Origin of the sequence: Pseudomonas sp. PAGU 2196, assembly GCF_022179005.1 — a bacterium.
Taxonomy (GTDB): domain Bacteria; phylum Pseudomonadota; class Gammaproteobacteria; order Pseudomonadales; family Pseudomonadaceae; genus Aquipseudomonas; species Aquipseudomonas kermanshahensis.
Map to the genome: position 1 here is coordinate 15,628 of NZ_BNTL01000028.1, position 17,119 is coordinate 32,746.

Genomic DNA, 17,119 nt, shown 5'->3' on the forward strand with positions numbered 1-17,119 from the left:
ATACCCGTAAACCGCGCGGCCCCGAGAGGAAGGGCCGCCGCCGTCGCCTGAGGAGAGAACTAGAAATGACCTTCGTCGTCACCGACAACTGCATCAAATGCAAATACACCGACTGCGTGGAAGTCTGTCCGGTGGACTGCTTCTACGAAGGCCCGAACTTCCTGGTCATCCACCCGGACGAGTGCATCGACTGTGCACTGTGCGAGCCGGAATGCCCAGCGCAAGCCATCTTCTCGGAAGACGAAGTGCCATCGGGCATGGAAAACTTCATCGAGCTGAACGCCGAACTGGCGGAAATCTGGCCAAACATCACCGAGCGTAAGGACGCCCTGCCGGACGCTGAAGAGTGGGATGGCAAGACTGGCAAGATTGCAGATCTGGAGCGCTGATAGCGCGCGGATACGAAAAAGGCCCATTCGGGCCTTTTTTCATTTTCAGCAGGCAAAAAAAAGGGGCGGTATGACCCGCCCACATTTTTTTCCGTAGTCCCTGATTGTCCCAAACATCATCCTGATGAAATCGCTTCTTGCGATGTCCTTGGCCTTCTCCCTGAAAGCCTGTGCATGTCCGTGTGCACAGTTCGAATACTAGCGACTTCAGCGGGCGAGACAAGCGAGGCACCTCTCAAGATATTACCGCGGACACTTTTCCTCACATCCAAATAATCCATGATTTTCAGTGAGTTGGGATTACGGCGGAGCTGAAAACGACAATGATTTACTGTTGGTTGCATAGATAGCTTACAAAACAAGTAAGCGATCTCTTACACGCGATGTTACTGGGGTGGCGCGGTACACAAATGCTGGATGGCGAATCTGCGTTTCTGACCCGTGCATCACCCCTGTAGGAGCAGCCTTGTGCTGCGAAGAGGCCAGTGATCCCAGCGCGAATTTGCACTGTTGCCACCGGCCTCTTCGCAGCACAAGGCTGCTCCTACAGGGGGGCGCGTTTACAGGGAGGCGCGTTATTCTGCGCTGCACCGCGCACACAAAAACGCCCCGAGGCTATCGGGGCGTCTTATGCTGGCGAACAGCTTGTTACTGGAACAACGACTCGCTAGACAGGCCATTCTTCTCGAGGATCTCGCGCAAGCGCTTGAGCCCCTCTACCTGAATCTGCCGTACACGCTCACGCGTCAGGCCGATCTCCAGGCCAACATCTTCCAGGGTGCTGCTCTCATGCCCACGCAGGCCAAAGCGGCGCACCACCACCTCACGCTGCTTGTCAGTCAGCTCACCCAGCCACTGATCGATGCTCTGCGACAGGTCGTCGTCCTGCAGCAGCTCACACGGGTCGGTCGGGCGGTCATCGGTAAGGGTATCGAGCAGGGTCTTGTCCGAGTCCGGCCCGAGCGAAACATCCACCGAAGACACCCGCTCGTTCAGCCCCAGCATCCGCTTGACCTCAGCGACAGGCTTCTCCAGCAGGGTGGCGATTTCTTCTGGCGAGGGCTCGTGATCGAGCTTCTGGGTCAGCTCCCGCGCAGCCCGCAGGTAGACGTTGAGCTCCTTGACCACATGGATCGGCAGGCGAATGGTACGGGTCTGGTTCATGATCGCCCGTTCGATGGTCTGGCGAATCCACCAGGTCGCATAGGTCGAGAACCGGAAACCACGTTCCGGGTCGAATTTCTCGACCGCACGAATCAACCCCAGGTTGCCCTCCTCGATCAGGTCGAGCAACGACAGGCCACGATTCACGTAACGACGGGCAATTTTCACAACCAGGCGCAGGTTGCTTTCGATCATGCGCTTGCGGCCGGCGGGGTCGCCTTTTTGCGACAGGCGCGCAAAATGCACTTCCTCTTCTGGCGACAGCAGAGGCGAGAATCCAATCTCATTGAGGTACAACTGAGTAGCATCAAGTGCCCGAGTGTAATCGATGTACTTGTGCTGCTTGAGCGAAGAGCCGGTCTTGGCCCTTGTCCGAACCGAAGATACAGCAGGTTCGTCTGACACCACATCCGTTTCCAAAACGATGCCCGTCTCCATCAGGAGGACGTCATCGTCGATGTCAAACTCCGGCGCTTCTTTATTGAGAGCCATTGTTATAGTCCTTTGCTGAGTTCGAACTCAGACTCGAGCGGCACCTGTATCCCTGGCAGCGCTGGAGCCTGTCCCCTCTACATCAGAGGAACAGGCCAGGTACAACAATCAACGACGTGGCAGGAACTGGAGCGGATCGACGGGTTTGCCCTGGCGGCGAATCTCGAAATGCAGCTTCACCCGATCAGTGCCCGTGGACCCCATTTCAGCAATCGACTGCCCAGCCTTGACCTGCTGCCCCTCCCGAACCAACAGCCTGCGGTTGTGACCGTAGGCACTGACGTAGGTATCGCTGTGCTTGATGATGATCAGCTCGCCGTAGCCCCGCAAGCCACTCCCGGCGTAGACCACTGCACCATCAGACGCAGCAAAAACAGGCTGTCCCAAATCACCGGCGATATCAATGCCTTTATTCAAACTACCGTTTGAAGCAAATTTTCCAATTAGCACGCCGTTGGCCGGCCAGGTCCAACCGCCTACCGCGCGCTCTGCGGCCGGCACGGTTGCGACCACCGGCGCACTGGTTGTCGGGGCCGTCGTAGCCGGCTTGGTGCTACCGCTAGGGGCGGTGCCGGTGCTACCAACGGGGCGACGAATGACCGTGGTTTTGCTCGAGGACGAAGGGTTGGACACCACCGTGGTGCTACCCGTGGCGCCGCTGCTGAAGCGAATCGGCTGGCCAGGGCGAATGGTGTAAGGCGCCGGGATGCCATTGCGGGCAGCCAGCTCCTTGTAGTCCCAGCCGTAACGGAAGGCGATGGAGAACAACGTATCGCCCGGCTTGACGATGTACTGACCGGAGGTCACCGTCGGCCGCTTGGGCGCTGCATTGTTACGGTCGACCACCCGCGCGCTTGTCGAGCTGGTGCTGGAACAACCCGCCAGCAAGGTGCCCATGGCCAGTGCAATCACCAGAAGCTTGAAACCCGCCCAATCCTTGCGCTGCCGAATGACTGTGTGACCCACCCGCGCTCCCCTCATGGTGCCGAATACCGAAATAACGATAAGAAATGCAATATTGTTGCAATTATAACCGAGCCCACCTGTATTGGGTGGACGGCTGCAAAGGCCACTCGTGCTATAGCAGATCACCCCGCCAGATAGACAGGGCAATGGCGCAAGAATTCGTCGCTGGCGTAAATATTCCGTGGTTCAGGCCAGCGGGCCATTGAGCAATGGCACGAAGCGCACGGCGCCTAGCACACGCCGGGAAAACCCATGCTCCTCACGCACGATCAGCATCAACTGCTGTGTCTCGCCTGCCGGGCCCACCGGAATCACCATGCGCCCCCCCGGCGCCAGTTGATCGAGCAGTGCCTGTGGCACCTCGGGCGCCACGGCGGTGACGATGATGCCGTTGTAGGGTGCCAGCGCCTGCCAGCCCTCGCAACCATCGCCCCAGCGGAACACCACGTTACGTAGGTTCAGCTCTACCAGGCGCTCCTTGGCGCGATCCTGCAGCACCTTGATGCGCTCCACCGAAAACACCCGTTCCACCAGCTGGGCAAGTATCGCCGTCTGATAGCCGGAGCCCGTGCCGATCTCCAGCACCTTGTCGAGCGGCCCGGCCTCAAGCAGCAGCTCGCTCATGTGCGCAACCATGAACGGCTGCGAGATGGTCTGGTTGTGGCCGATCGGCAGCGCCGTGTCTTCGTAGGCGCGATGCGCCAGGGCCTCGTCGACGAACAGGTGGCGCGGGGTGCGGCGGATCGCATCGAGCACCTTGGGGTTCGCCACGCCTTCTTCGCACAGGCGCTGGATCAGCCGCTCCCGGGTCCGTTGGGAGGTCATGCCGATACCCCGGCGCAACATATCGTCCTCACGCATCAGAGCAGGCCCTCCAGCCAACCGTCGAGCTGTTCGAAAGCATCGTTGAAGGTGCGGTCAAGCTGCAGCGGTGTGATCGATACATAACCTTGCATCACCGCGTGGAAGTCCGTGCCCGGGCCACCGTCTTCGGCATCGCCGGCCACGGCAATCCAGTACCCCTCCTTGCCGCGCGGGTTGACCACCTTGGTCGGCGCCGCCGCCCGCGCCCGGTGACCCAGGCGGGTGAGCTGGATGCCGCGGATGTGCTCCAACGGCAGGTTGGGGATATTGACGTTGAGCACGGTGCGCGGCGGCAGTGTGAGACGCGACTGCGCCTCCACCAGCCGGCGGGCGATGTAGGCCGCCGTGGGCAGGTTGTCCGGCTGGCGCGAGAGCAACGAAAACGCCAGCGACGTGTTGCCCAGGAAGCGGCCTTCCAACGCAGCGGCGACGGTGCCCGAATACAGCACGTCGTCGCCCAGGTTCGCGCCCAGGTTGATCCCCGACACCACCATGTCTGGGGTCTGCGGCAACAGGCCATTGAGCCCCAGGTGCACGCAATCGGTCGGCGTGCCATTGAGGCTGATGAAACCGTTGGCCAGGGTCTGCGGATGCAGTGGCCGGTCCAGCGTCAGCGAACTGCTGGCGCCGCTCTTGTCTTGCTCCGGGGCGATTACCACGCACTCGGCATAATCCACCAGCGCAGCGTGCAGCGCGGCGAGGCCAGGTGCGGTAACACCGTCGTCGTTCGAAATCAGAATACGCATGGGCTGTCCGTCTGCCCTGCCGGCACCAGATCCACGACTTCGCGCACCACCACGGTGGCGAAGCATCCGGCCGGAAGGACGAATTCCAGTTGCAGGATATCAGGCTCGGGATAATGCCACGTCAGGCCGCCAATAGGGAGCCGCAGAATGCGCCGTTCGTGATCCATGCCCGCCTGGGCCAGCCAATGGCACAGTGCCGGTTGCCGTGCGGCGACTGCGCTTTCCAACGCGGCAGTGGCGCCTGCGGCGGGGGTTTCGCCCTCGCCCCACAGCGCACCGGTGGGATGCAGGTCGAGAATCGCCAAGCGCGGATCGGAACATTCCTGCTCGGTCGCGGGAAAGAAACTACGGCTATCGGTGAAGGCCAGCAGGTCCCCGACTTGCGCACGGGCCCAACTGCCGTCGGCAACACGGGCGGCGAGAATCTGGTTGAACAGGTAGCTGCGCCCTGCCGAAAGCAAACGCGAACGCACATTGCGTTGCTCTGGCAGCGCCTTGCGGGCCGCCCAGTCGAGCGCGTCATGGACATTACCGCCGCCATGGCCAAACCGCTGGCTGCCGAAGTAGTTCGGCACGCCGTGCTGCTTGAGCGCATCCAGGCGCGCGTCCAGTGCAGCGTGATCAGCCGCCAGGGCCGTCAGGCGCAGGGTGAAACCGTTGGCCGAATGCGCGCCACGCTGCAGCTTGCGCTGGTGACGCACCTGCTTGAGCACGCGCAGGCTGGCATCCTCGGCACGCGACAGGTCTGGGTCGGCCTTGCCGGGCAGGTGCAGGCTGAACCACTGACGGGTCAGGGCCTGGCGGTCCTTGAGGCCGGCATAGCTGATCGAACGGGCCGGGACGCCTGCGGCGCGGGCCAGTCGGCGGGCCGCTTCTTCGGTGTTGAGGTCGCGCTTTTCGACCCACAGCCATAGGTGCTCACCCTGGCCCGACAGCGGGATATCCAGCACCTCGTCGACCTGAAAGTCTTCAGCCACGGCCTTGAGCACCGCAGTGCCCAGCACTTCACCCGATGCACGCGGGCCCAGCAGTTCCAGTTCGGTCATGCTGGCAGCAACAGGGCGACCGCATGCACGGCAATACCCTCCTCACGGCCGGTGAAGCCCAGCTTTTCAGTGGTGGTCGCTTTGACGTTGACCTGGTCGAGCTCGGCTTGCAGGTCTTCGGCGATCAGTTGGCGCATGGTCTCGATGTGCGGCGCCATTTTCGGCGCCTGGGCAACGATGGTGGCGTCGACATTGCCGACCTTCCAGCCCTTGGCCTGGACGATAGCGACCACATGACGCAGCAAGGCACGGCTGTCGGCACCCTTGAACTGCGGGTCGGTGTCGGGGAAGTGCTTGCCGATATCACCCAGCGCCGCAGCGCCCAGCAAGGCATCGCTCAGGGCGTGCAACAGCACGTCACCGTCGGAGTGGGCCAGGAGGCCGTGTTTGTGGGGGATACGGACCCCGCCCAGGGTAATGAAATCACCGTCGCAGAAACGGTGCACATCGTAGCCGTGGCCAATACGCATAGAAAAACGCCCTGATTGAGTCAGGGCGTGATTCTACCTGCTTTGTGCGGTATTGGGGCTGCGCCTTACACCCGGCCCAACGCCACCGCATGATGGCGCAGGTGGTCTTCGATGAAGCTGGCAATGAAGTAGTAGCTATGGTCATAGCCAGGCTGCAGGCGCAGGGTCAGTGCATGCCCCCCTTTGCGCGCGGCCTGCTCCAGTGCCTCAGGCTTGAGCTGCTTCTCGAGGAAGTCATCACGGTCGCCCTGGTCCACCAGCACCGGCGGGCAACTGCCCGCGGGTGTCTCGGCGAGCAGCACGCTGGCATCCCACTCGCGCCAACGCGCACGGTCCTCGCCCAGGTAGCGGCTGAAGGCCTTTTCACCCCACGGGCAGTCCATCGGGTTACTGATGGGCGAGAACGCCGAGATCGAACGGTAGCGCCCCGGGTTACGCAAGGCGCACACCAATGCGCCATGCCCGCCCATCGAGTGGCCACTGATGCTGCGCTGATCCGAGGCCGGGAAGTGCGCCTCGATCAGCGCGGGCAACTCCTCTACCACGTAGTCATGCATGCGGTAGTGCTGCGCCCACGGCTGCTGGGTGGCATTGAGGTAGAAGCCGGCCCCCAGGCCAAAGTCCCAGGCGCCATCCGGGTCGCCCGGCACCTGCTCGCCACGCGGGCTGGTGTCGGGCGCAACGATGATCAACCCAAGCTCGGCGGCCAGGCGCTGGGCGCCGGCCTTCTGCATGAAGTTCTCGTCGGTGCAGGTCAGGCCGCTCAGCCAGTACAGCACCGGCAGCTTGGCCCCCTGTTCGGCCTGAGGAGGCAGATACACCGCGAACACCATGTCGCAGCCGAGCACCTTGGACGGGTGCCGGTACCGCTTGTGCCAGCCGCCGAAGCTTTTCTGGCAAGAAATGTTGTCCAGGCTCATGGCAGACCTCAGAAGTGGATCACGCTGCGGATGCTCTTGCCTTCATGCATCAGGTCGAAGGCCTTGTTGATGTCTTCCAGGCCCATGGTGTGGGTGATGAAGGTGTCCAGCGGGATCTCGCCCTTCTCGGCCATTTCGACATAGCTTGGCAGCTCGCTGCGGCCGCGTACGCCACCGAACGCCGAGCCGCGCCAGACGCGACCGGTGACCAGCTGGAACGGACGGGTGGCGATTTCCTGGCCGGCACCGGCAACGCCGATGATGACCGACTCGCCCCACCCCTTGTGGCAGCATTCCAGGGCCGCACGCATCAGCTGGACGTTGCCGATGCACTCGAAGGAGAAGTCCACGCCGCCGTCGGTGAGGTCGACGATCACTTCCTGGATCGGGCGGTCGTATTCTTTCGGGTTGATGCAATCGGTGGCACCCAGCTGACGAGCGATCTCGAACTTGGCTGGGTTGATGTCGATGGCGATGATGCGCGAGGCCTTGGCCTTGACGGCGCCAATGATCGCCGACAGGCCGATGCCGCCGAGGCCGAAGATGGCCACGGTGTCACCCGGCTGGACCTTGGCGGTGTTGATGACCGCGCCGATACCGGTGGTGACGCCACAGCCGAGCAGGCAGACCTTCTCCAGCGGGGCTTCCTTTTGGATCTTGGCCACGGAGATTTCTGGCAACACGGTGTACTCGGAGAAGGTCGAGGTGCCCATGTAGTGGAACAGCTGCTGGCCTTTATACGAGAAGCGCGTGGTGCCGTCTGGCATCAGGCCCTTGCCCTGGGTCGCACGGATGGCCTGGCACAGGTTGGTCTTGCCCGAACGGCAGAATTTGCACTGGCCGCACTCAGGGGTGTACAGCGGGATCACATGGTCACCCACAGCCACCGAGGTCACGCCCTCGCCCACTGCCTCGACGATCGCGCCGCCTTCGTGGCCAAGGATCGCCGGGAAGATACCCTCCGGGTCGGCGCCGGACAGGGTGTAGGCGTCGGTATGGCAGACACCGCTGGCAACCACGCGCAGCAGCACTTCGCCAGCCTTGGGCATGGCCACGTCCACTTCGACGATTTCCAGGGGTTTCTTGGCTTCGAAGGCTACGGCAGCACGGGATTTGATCATCAACGGTCTCCAGACAAGGGGTCAATTCAGACTTGCAGTGTAATTCAGGGTGTTTTGATGAATAATCCAGGTAAAGACAAAACATTATTGCTGCACAGGGACAATCAATGAGTAGCCGCTGGGAAGGCATCGACGAATTCGTGGCGGTGGCCGAGTCTGGCCAGTTCACCGCGGCGGCGGAGCGCCTGGGCGTATCGTCTTCGCACATCAGCCGGCAGATCGCCCGCCTGGAAGAACGCCTGCAAACGCGCCTGCTGTACCGCAGCACACGGCGTGTCACCTTGAGTGAGGCCGGGCAGACCTTCCTGCAGCATTGCCAGCGTCTGCAAGATGGCCGTGAAGAAGCCCTGCGAGCGATGGGCGACCTGGCCAGCGAGCCCAAGGGGCTGCTGCGTATGACCTGTGCAGTGGCCTACGGCGAGCGCTTCATCGTGCCGCTGGTGACCCGCTTCATGGCGCTGTACCCGCAGTTGAGGGTGGAAGTGGAACTGAGCAACCGCACGCTGGACCTGCTGCATGAAGGCATGGACCTGGCCATTCGCCTCGGCCGGCTTGCCGACTCCAGGCTGGTTGCCGCCCGCCTGGCGCCGCGGCGCATGTACCTGTGCGCCTCACCGGCGTATCTGGAGCGTTACGGCCGGCCACACAGCCTGTCGGAACTGGCGCGGCACAACTGCCTGATTGGCAGTTCGGACTTGTGGGCGCTGCAGCAGGATGGCCGCGAGATCAGCCAGCGGGTGCAGGGAAACTGGCGCTGCAACAGCGGGCAGGCCGTGCTCGACGCCGCGTTGCTGGGGATGGGCTTATGCCAGTTGCCGGACTATTACGTGCTGGAGCACCTGAACACGGGGGCACTGGTATCGCTGCTGGAGGGGCATCAGCCGCCGAATACGGCGGTGTGGGCGCTGTACCCGCAGCAGCGGCATCTGTCGCCGAAGGTAAGGCGGCTGGTGGATTATCTGAAGGAAGGGTTGGCGGGGTTGCCGGAATATCGTGTGGCTTGATAGTGCGCTGGGGCCGCTTTGCGGCCCTTTCGCGACACAAGGCCGCTCCTACAAGAGATCGCAATTCCCTGTAGGAGCGGGCTTGCCCGCGAAGAGGCCAGCACAGGATTGCAGTGTCAGCGGCGCCCCGCCCAGCGCTGGCGCAACCACTCAAGGTCTTCCGGCCGGGTCACCTTGATGTTATCGCTGCGCCCTTCGATCAGCCGCGGCGCCTGGCCGGACCACTCGATGGCCGAAGCCTCGTCGGTGACCACCACATCCGACACCAGGCACTCGGCCAACGCGCGGTGCAAGGCCCCCAGGCGGAACATCTGCGGCGTATACGCCTGCCAGATGGTGCTGCGGTCTACGGTAGCGCTCACCCGGCCATGGCTGTCGGCACGCTTCAACGTATCGCGCGCCGGCACCGCCAACAGGCCACCCACCGGGTCATCTGCCAGCTCCGACAGCAGCTTGTCCAGGTCACTGCGCGCCAGGTTCGGCCGCGCGGCATCGTGCACCAGCACCCAGTCGCTGTCCGAAGCCCCTTGGGCATGCAGCAACAGCAACGCGTTGAGTACCGAGTCGGCACGCTCGCGACCGCCCGCCGCGCGCTGGATGCGCGGGTCGCTGGCACAGCGCAGGCTGGGCCAGTAAGGGTCGTCTGCGGCAATGCTGACCACCACGCCCTTGAGCGTTGGATGGCCAAGAAAACAGTCGAGGCTATGCTCGAGAAGGGTCTGCCCACCCAGTTGCAAGTACTGCTTGGGGCGGTCGGCAGCCATGCGGGCACCCACGCCCGCAGCAGGAATCACGGCCCAGAAGGCCGGTAATGTGTCAGTCATTTTTGCGGCAACTGGAAGAGGGTTTCACCCTCTTTGACCATCCCCAATTCATGACGAGCCCGTTCTTCCACGGTCTCCATACCTTTCTTCAACTCCAGGACTTCTGCGTCAAGCACGCGGTTACGCTCAAGCAGACGCTCGTTTTCGGCGTGCTGCTCGGCGATCTGCTGCTTGAGCTCGGTCACTTGCGCCAGGCTGCCATTGCCCACCCACAGGCGGTACTGCAGGCCACCCAACAGCAGAAGCAGAACGAGGAACAACCAATAGGGACTGCGCATCAAGGTATCCAGGTTAAAAAGACCGCCGCTTACTGTTCACTTCGGGGCCTCGAATAGCACGAAGCCTGGCCGAGGCCAGGCTTCGTCGACAGAAACCCTTTGCAAGTGTAGGAAAATTCAGTACGAAAGCTCCTACAGCTCCGGCTGCTGTCTTTTTACCATCTCTTGCTTAACCGCGAAACTCGGCACGACCACGGTAAACCGCCTTGGCACCCAGTTGCTCTTCGATGCGCAGCAGTTGGTTGTACTTGGAGACGCGGTCGGAACGGCACAGCGAGCCGGTCTTGATCTGGCCAGCAGCGGTGCCTACAGCCAGGTCGGCAATGGTCGAGTCTTCGGTTTCACCGGAACGGTGCGAAATCACCGCGGTGTAGCCTGCAGCCTTGGCCATCTGGATGGCTTCCAGGGTCTCGGTCAGCGAACCGATCTGGTTGAACTTGATCAGGATCGAGTTACCGATGCCCTTCTCGATGCCTTCCTTGAGGATCTTGGTGTTGGTCACGAACAGGTCGTCACCGACCAGTTGCACCTTCTCGCCGATCTTGTCGGTGAGGATCTTCCAGCCAGCCCAGTCGGACTCGTCCAGGCCGTCTTCGATCGAGATGATCGGGAAGCGCTCGGTCAGGCCTTTCAGGTACTCGGCAAAACCTTCGGCGTCGAACGACTTGCCTTCGCCAGACAGGTTGTACTTGCCGTCTTCATAGAACTCGGACGCTGCGCAGTCCAGGGCCAAGGTCACGTCGGTGCCTAGCTTGTAGCCGGCTTTTTCAACGGCTTCGGCGATGGCGGCCAGCGCGTCTTCGTTAGACGCCAGGTTCGGCGCAAAGCCACCTTCGTCACCGACGGCAGTGTTCAGGCCGCGAGCCTTCAGTACAGCCTTCAGGTGATGGAAGATTTCGGTGCCCATGCGCAGGCCATCGGAGAAGGTCTTGGCGCCAACCGGCTGCACCATGAACTCCTGGATGTCGACGTTATTGTCGGCGTGCTCGCCACCGTTGATGATGTTCATCATCGGAACCGGCATCGAGTACTGGCCCGGGGTGCCGTTCAGGTTGGCGATGTGCGCGTACAGCGGCAGGTCCTGGTCCTGGGCAGCGGCCTTGGCGGCAGCCAGGGAAACAGCCAGGATGGCGTTGGCGCCCAGCTTGGCTTTGTTCTCGGTACCGTCCAGGTCGATCATGGCGCGGTCCAGAGCCTTCTGGTCGGAAGGGTCCTTGCCCAGCAGCAGGTCGCGAATCGGGCCGTTGATGTTGGCGACGGCTTTCAGCACGCCCTTGCCCAGGTAACGGCTCTTGTCGCCATCACGCAGCTCCAGCGCTTCGCGCGAGCCGGTGGAAGCACCGGACGGCGCGCAAGCACTGCCGATGATGCCGTTGTCGAGCAGTACATCGGCTTCCACGGTGGGGTTGCCACGCGAATCGAGAACTTCACGACCTTTGATGTCGACGATTTTTGCCATTGTTGTAAGCACTCCAGAATTGACGAAAACAACGCAGCTTAGGAAATCCTTGCACTTCATCAGGCAGGGTATGCAGCAGGCAGGCCTGATGAAAGCGCTCCCTGACCGTTTGGTCAGGGAGAGAACGGGCGGTACTTTACCCGAGAAATGAGCTTTACGCGGTTTCTACCGTCGGAAAACTTTTCACCAGCTCGTCCAGTTGCTTGAGCTGGGTCAGGAACGGCTCCAGCTTGTCCAGGCGCAAGGCGCAAGGGCCATCGCACTTGGCATTGTCCGGATCAGGGTGAGCCTCGAGGAACAGGCCGGCCAGGCCTTGGCTCATGCCAGCCTTGGCCAGGTCGGTGACCTGGGCACGACGGCCACCGGCAGAGTCCGAGCGACCGCCCGGCATCTGCAGGGCATGGGTCACGTCGAAGAAGACCGGGTACTCGAACTGCTTCATGATGCCGAAGCCGAGCATGTCCACCACCAGGTTGTTGTAGCCGAAGCTCGAACCACGCTCGCAGAGGATCAACTGGTCGTTACCCGCCTCTTCGCACTTGGCCAGGATGTGTTGCATCTCCTGGGGCGCGAGGAACTGGGCCTTCTTGATGTTGATCACCACGCCGGTCTTGGCCATGGCCACCACCAGGTCAGTCTGGCGCGACAGGAAGGCCGGCAACTGGATGATGTCGCAGACCTTGGCCACCGGCTCGGCCTGGTAAGGCTCGTGCACATCGGTGATCACCGGCACATTGAAGGTGCGCTTGATCTCCTCGAAGATCTTCAGCCCCTCTTCCATGCCCGGGCCACGGTAGGACGTCACCGACGAACGGTTAGCCTTGTCGAAGCTGGCCTTGAACACATACGGGATACCGAGCTTCTCGGTCACCCGCACGTACTCTTCGCAGACCTTCATTGCCAGGTCACGGGATTCCAGGACGTTCATGCCGCCGAACAGGACGAACGGCTTGTCGTTGGCGATCTCGATGTTACCGACGCGAATGATCTTCTGGGTCATTGATCAGGCCTTGTTCTTCTGAGCCAGGGCTGCCTTGACGAAACCGCTGAACAGCGGGTGGCCGTCACGCGGGGTCGAGGTGAACTCTGGGTGGAACTGGCAAGCGACGAACCATGGGTGGTCCTTGGACTCGACCACTTCAACCAGCGCGCCGTCTTCGGAACGACCGGAAACCACCAGGCCAGCGTCGACCAGTTGTGGCAGCAGGTTGTTGTTCACTTCGTAGCGGTGGCGGTGACGCTCGGTAATCACGTCCTTGCCGTAGCAATCGTGAACCTTGGAGCCCGAAACGATCTGGCAGTCCTGCGCGCCCAGGCGCATGGTGCCGCCCAGGTCGGAAGCTTCGGTACGGGTCTCGACCGCGCCGGTAGAATCGGCCCACTCGGTGATCAGGCCGACAACCGGGTGGCCGCTGTTGCGGTCGAACTCGGTGGAGTTGGCGTCTTTCCAGCCCATCACGTTACGGGCGAACTCGATCACGGCAACTTGCATGCCCAGGCAGATACCCAGGTAAGGCACTTTGTTCTCACGGGCGTATTGCACCGCAGTGATCTTGCCTTCGACACCGCGCAGGCCGAAACCGCCCGGTACCAGAATGGCGTCGGCGCCTTCGAGCAGGCTGGTGCCTTGGTTCTCGATGTCTTCGGAGTCGATGTAGCGCAGGTTGACCTTGGTACGGTTGGTGATGCCGGCGTGGCTCATCGCTTCGATCAGCGACTTGTACGCATCCAGCAGCTCCATGTACTTGCCGACCATGGCGATGGTCACTTCGTGCTCTGGGTTGAGCTTGGCATCGACGACCTTGTCCCACTCGGACAGGTCGGCGCTGTCGCACTGCAGGCCGAAGCGCTCGGTGACGAAGTCATCCAGGCCCTGGGCATGCAACACGCCCGGAATCTTGTAGATGGTGTCGACGTCTTCGAGCGAAATGACCGCACGCTCTTCAACGTTGGTGAACAGGGCGATCTTGCGGCGCGACGAGGCATCAACCGGGTGGTCGGAGCGGCAGATCAGCACGTCAGGCTGCAGGCCGATGGAGCGCAGCTCCTTGACCGAGTGCTGGGTCGGCTTGGTCTTGGTTTCGCCTGCGGTAGCGATGTACGGGACCAGGGTCAGGTGCATCAGCATGGCGCGCTTGGAGCCCACTTCGACGCGCAGCTGGCGGATGGCCTCGAGGAACGGCTGCGACTCGATGTCGCCGACGGTACCGCCGATTTCAACCAGGGCCACGTCGGCATCGCCGGCACCCTTGATGATGCGACGCTTGATTTCGTCGGTGATGTGCGGGATGACCTGGATGGTCGCGCCCAGGTAGTCACCACGGCGCTCCTTGCGCAGCACGTGCTCGTAGATACGGCCGGTGGTGAAGTTGTTGTTCTGGGTCATGGTCGTGCGGATGAACCGCTCGTAGTGGCCCAGGTCAAGGTCAGTCTCGGCGCCGTCCTGGGTGACGAAGACTTCACCGTGCTGGAACGGACTCATGGTGCCAGGATCGACGTTGATGTACGGATCCAGCTTGAGCATGGTGACCTTGAGTCCCCGCGCTTCCAGGATGGCCGCCAGGGAAGCCGAGGCAATGCCTTTCCCCAATGAAGAAACAACACCGCCCGTGACGAATATGTAGCGCGTCATGAAAAACCCTAGAAGTCTGCGTTAAGGCGGCCAGCGCCGCCGGAGAAAGCGAAGGAAGGCCGAAGCCCCCGATCACCTGCGTCAATCACAGTGCATCTCGAAAAACTGCCGCGTCTGTACAAACCAGGGTATCCCCGGCATGGAGCTCGCTCGTCATTTCCAGAATCAGCCCAGCAAAAAACTGCGTGGTAATCGGCAACTGCTGTGTTTTCGAGGAACCCACAGAAGTTGTATCAAGAAGGGAGGGTAGTCTACCGGAATGTACCCTTCAGCTCAAACCTTGCGCGTTCGTCGGTAACTGCCAGTGCAGTTGGCAATCTGCCTGCCCCAGCGCCGGCAGGTTGGCCACGGCCAGCAAGCGCTCGCCTTGATACAGCAATGGCAGGCGCGAACGCATGAAAGGCGGCACCTGCAGCTCGTTGAGCAGGCGTTTGAGGTCGCGTCGGCCGCGCCCGGCAAGTTCAAGCACTTCACCGCCCTGGCGATAGCGGACAGTCAGGCCCGCCAGGGGCTTGGGCGCAGTCAGCCGAACACTGCCGTTGCCCGGCAAGGCCAGCTCGCAAGCCGAGTCTGCCCAGGCGAATTCGCCTTGCGGCGCCTGCAGCCAGTCACCGCTCAGCCACCAGATACGGCCGTTGCTGCGCAGCAACCGGCCGTCGGCCAAGCGCCAGGTCGGCTGGGCGTCGGCCGCGGCATCGCGCAGGTCGGCCCAGCCAGCCCAGTGGCGCGCATCCGGCAGCCGAGTGCGATGGCTGAGCCAGTATTGCAGGGCATTGCGCTGACGAGCGGGTGACAACGCCGCGAGCACCGCAAGCGCCAGGGAATCCAGCCCCACCCATGCAGCGGCAGCCCCCTCTTCGGCCTTGGCCAGATCGGCCTGAGCCACCTCGTCCAGCAAACCCTGCGCTTCGCCCAGGTGCGCTGCGCAACGGGCAAGGTTCTGGCTGGCTTGCGGCCAACGCTGCTGCAGCACCGGCAACACTTCGCCGCGCAAATAATTGCGGGCAAAGGCGGTGTCGCTGTTCGAGGGGTCTTCGATCCAGGTCAGGCCTTGGGCCTGGGCATACGCATGCAGCTGCTGGCGGGCAATCGCCAGCAACGGCCTGGCCAGGCTGCCCTGCCCCAGCGGACGCTGCGCCGGCATTGCGGTCAGGCCACGTAGCCCGGCACCGCGCAGCAAACGAAACAGCAGGGTTTCGGCCTGGTCATCGCGGTGCTGGCCGGTGAACAGCACCTCACCGGGGCCGAGCATGTTCGTGAATGCCGCATAACGGGCATCACGGGCCGCCTGTTCGAGACTGGCGCCGGGGGCGACCTGGACGTGGACCACACGAAGTTCGACGCCGAGGTGGGCGCAGATGTGCTTGCAATGGGCTGGCCACGCGTCAGCGGCGGGCTGCAGGCCGTGATGGATATGGATGGCGCGCAACGGGGGCGCGGGGTGGGTGCGGGCGTAATCGGCCAGCAGGTGCAGCAGGACGGTGGAGTCCAGGCCGCCAGAGAAGGCGATGTGCCAGGCGGGGGCTTGGAGCCAGGGGGTGAGGTTGATCAAGGGCGCCTCACATGATTCGCAATCGCCGGGGCACTGTGGGAGCGGGCTTGCCCCGCGAACAAGGGCGAAGCCCTTGCCATACGACTCCGTTGCCAGAGCCGGCCTCTTCGCGGGGCGAGCCCGCCCCCACAGGGGCCGCAAAGCGGCCCCGGGATGTATCAGAGGCCGTAGCTCATCAGGCGCTCGTAACGACGTGCCAGCAGCGCGTCATTGTCGAGCTTGCCCAGCATGTCCAGCTGCTGCACCAGGTCGGCACGGATGCTTTCAGCCATGGCGGCCGGGTCACGGTGGGCGCCGCCCAGCGGCTCCGAGATGACCTTGTCGACGATGTTCAGGCTCTTCAGGCGTTCGGCCGTGATGCCCATGGCCTCGGCGGCATCGGCCGCCTTGTCGGCGGTCTTCCACAGGATCGAGGCGCAGCCTTCCGGCGAAATCACCGAGTAGGTGGAGTACTGCAGCATGTTCAGCTGGTCGCACACACCAATGGCCAGTGCACCGCCAGAACCACCCTCACCGATCACGGTGGCGATGATTGGCGTCTTCAGGCGCGCCATGACACGCAGGTTCCAGGCAATCGCCTCGCTCTGGTTGCGCTCTTCGGCGTCGATACCTGGGTAGGCACCTGGGGTGTCGATGAACGTCAGGATCGGCATCTTGAAACGCTCGGCCATTTCCATCAGGCGGCACGCCTTACGGTAGCCCTCAGGGCGCGGCATGCCGAAGTTGCGGCGTACCTTCTCACGTACTTCGCGGCCCTTCTGGTGGCCGATGACCATCACTGCCTTGCCATCCAGGCGGGCGGTACCACCCACGATCGCGGCATCATCGGAGAAATGGCGGTCACCGTGCAGCTCTTCGAATTCAGTGAAGATGTGCTGCAGGTAGTCCAAGGTGTAAGGACGACGCGGGTGACGCGCCAGGCGGGCGATCTGCCAGCTGGTCAGGTTGCCGAAGATGCTTTCGGTCAGGGTATTGCTCTTGTCTTGCAGACGGGCAATTTCATCGCTGATGTTCAGCGAGTTGTCGTTACCCACCAGGCGCAGGCCTTCGATCTTGGCTTGCAGGTCGGCAATCGGCTGTTCGAAATCGAGGAAATTCGGGTTCATAGGCATCCGTCTTGGGTCTACGGCCAGGCGGCCGGCCGGTTGATCCGTTTGGCGCCCTACCTTAAGGGATCGGGCGCATTCAGGTC

At 62.4% G+C, this 17,119-nt stretch carries 17 protein-coding genes; 2 read left to right on the forward strand and 15 right to left on the reverse strand.

All coding sequences use genetic code 11. From position 1 onward, the window contains the following. Positions 1 to 65 precede the first annotated feature (65 nt). The gene (gene fdxA / locus MFF34_RS21615; RefSeq protein WP_027595821.1) at positions 66 to 389 is read left to right on the forward strand and encodes a ferredoxin FdxA; all 324 of its coding nucleotides are present in this window, start codon (positions 66 to 68) and stop codon (positions 387 to 389) included. 648 nt (positions 390 to 1,037) lie between these two features. Here the strand turns inward: fdxA and rpoS are convergent. The 8 genes from rpoS to MFF34_RS21655 form a co-directional block, all read right to left on the reverse strand. Then, entirely contained in the window at positions 1,038 to 2,045 is a 1,008-nt protein-coding gene (gene rpoS, locus MFF34_RS21620) for an RNA polymerase sigma factor RpoS (protein ID WP_027595820.1), read from the reverse strand. Positions 2,046 to 2,153: 108 nt separating this feature from the next. Beyond that, positions 2,154 to 3,011: a peptidoglycan DD-metalloendopeptidase family protein gene (locus MFF34_RS21625; RefSeq protein WP_099453149.1), complete on the reverse strand. Its 858-nt coding sequence runs from the start codon at positions 3,009 to 3,011 to the stop codon at positions 2,154 to 2,156. Between the two features lie 186 nt (positions 3,012 to 3,197). After that, the gene (locus MFF34_RS21630) at positions 3,198 to 3,836 is read right to left on the reverse strand and encodes a protein-L-isoaspartate(D-aspartate) O-methyltransferase (RefSeq protein WP_172960402.1); all 639 of its coding nucleotides are present in this window, start codon (positions 3,834 to 3,836) and stop codon (positions 3,198 to 3,200) included. 35 nt (positions 3,837 to 3,871) lie between these two features. Beyond that, a complete protein-coding gene (surE, locus tag MFF34_RS21635; RefSeq protein WP_027595817.1) occupies positions 3,872 to 4,621 on the reverse strand; it encodes a 5'/3'-nucleotidase SurE in 750 nt (249 codons plus the stop codon). Next, positions 4,609 to 5,667: a tRNA pseudouridine(13) synthase TruD gene (gene truD / locus MFF34_RS21640; RefSeq protein WP_238216374.1), complete on the reverse strand. Its 1,059-nt coding sequence runs from the start codon at positions 5,665 to 5,667 to the stop codon at positions 4,609 to 4,611. The genes surE and truD overlap by 13 nt, the downstream gene beginning before the upstream one ends. Then, positions 5,664 to 6,137, reverse strand: coding sequence for a 2-C-methyl-D-erythritol 2,4-cyclodiphosphate synthase (gene ispF, locus MFF34_RS21645; protein WP_027595815.1), 474 nt, complete (start codon positions 6,135 to 6,137; stop codon positions 5,664 to 5,666). Before ispF ends, truD begins: the two co-directional genes overlap by 4 nt. A 65-nt stretch (positions 6,138 to 6,202) precedes the next feature. Next, positions 6,203 to 7,057 carry an S-formylglutathione hydrolase gene (gene fghA, locus MFF34_RS21650; protein WP_238216376.1) on the reverse strand — a complete coding sequence of 285 codons (855 nt, stop codon included), beginning with the start codon at positions 7,055 to 7,057 and terminating at the stop codon, positions 6,203 to 6,205. Between the two features lie 8 nt (positions 7,058 to 7,065). Then, positions 7,066 to 8,178, reverse strand: coding sequence for an S-(hydroxymethyl)glutathione dehydrogenase/class III alcohol dehydrogenase (locus tag MFF34_RS21655; RefSeq protein ID WP_238216378.1), 1,113 nt, complete (start codon positions 8,176 to 8,178; stop codon positions 7,066 to 7,068). A 107-nt stretch (positions 8,179 to 8,285) separates the two neighbouring features. Between MFF34_RS21655 and MFF34_RS21660 the strand changes: the two genes are divergently transcribed. Then, the gene (locus MFF34_RS21660; protein WP_027595812.1) at positions 8,286 to 9,182 is read left to right on the forward strand and encodes a LysR substrate-binding domain-containing protein; all 897 of its coding nucleotides are present in this window, start codon (positions 8,286 to 8,288) and stop codon (positions 9,180 to 9,182) included. Positions 9,183 to 9,298: 116 nt separating this feature from the next. On the opposite strand, the gene ispD is transcribed toward MFF34_RS21660, so the two are convergent. The 7 genes from ispD to MFF34_RS21695 all read right to left on the reverse strand — a co-directional run bounded on the left by ispD (position 9,299) and on the right by MFF34_RS21695 (position 17,033). Further along, on the reverse strand, positions 9,299 to 10,006 hold the full coding sequence (gene ispD / locus MFF34_RS21665) for a 2-C-methyl-D-erythritol 4-phosphate cytidylyltransferase (protein ID WP_238216380.1): 708 nt from the start codon (positions 10,004 to 10,006) through the stop codon (positions 9,299 to 9,301). Beyond that, positions 10,003 to 10,284, reverse strand: coding sequence for a cell division protein FtsB (ftsB, locus tag MFF34_RS21670; protein ID WP_004375443.1), 282 nt, complete (start codon positions 10,282 to 10,284; stop codon positions 10,003 to 10,005). The genes ispD and ftsB overlap by 4 nt, the downstream gene beginning before the upstream one ends. Before the next feature lie 169 nt (positions 10,285 to 10,453). After that, the gene (eno, locus tag MFF34_RS21675) at positions 10,454 to 11,743 is read right to left on the reverse strand and encodes a phosphopyruvate hydratase (protein ID WP_027595810.1); all 1,290 of its coding nucleotides are present in this window, start codon (positions 11,741 to 11,743) and stop codon (positions 10,454 to 10,456) included. Positions 11,744 to 11,897: 154 nt separating this feature from the next. After that, positions 11,898 to 12,743, reverse strand: coding sequence for a 3-deoxy-8-phosphooctulonate synthase (gene kdsA, locus MFF34_RS21680; RefSeq protein WP_027595809.1), 846 nt, complete (start codon positions 12,741 to 12,743; stop codon positions 11,898 to 11,900). Between the two features lie 3 nt (positions 12,744 to 12,746). Further along, on the reverse strand, positions 12,747 to 14,375 hold the full coding sequence (locus MFF34_RS21685; RefSeq protein WP_027595808.1) for a CTP synthase: 1,629 nt from the start codon (positions 14,373 to 14,375) through the stop codon (positions 12,747 to 12,749). Positions 14,376 to 14,643: 268 nt separating this feature from the next. Next, positions 14,644 to 15,927 carry a tRNA lysidine(34) synthetase TilS gene (gene tilS, locus MFF34_RS21690; RefSeq protein WP_238216382.1) on the reverse strand — a complete coding sequence of 428 codons (1,284 nt, stop codon included), beginning with the start codon at positions 15,925 to 15,927 and terminating at the stop codon, positions 14,644 to 14,646. Positions 15,928 to 16,085: 158 nt separating this feature from the next. Then, a complete protein-coding gene (locus tag MFF34_RS21695) occupies positions 16,086 to 17,033 on the reverse strand; it encodes an acetyl-CoA carboxylase carboxyltransferase subunit alpha (protein WP_099428491.1) in 948 nt (315 codons plus the stop codon). Positions 17,034 to 17,119: the final 86 nt, after the last annotated feature.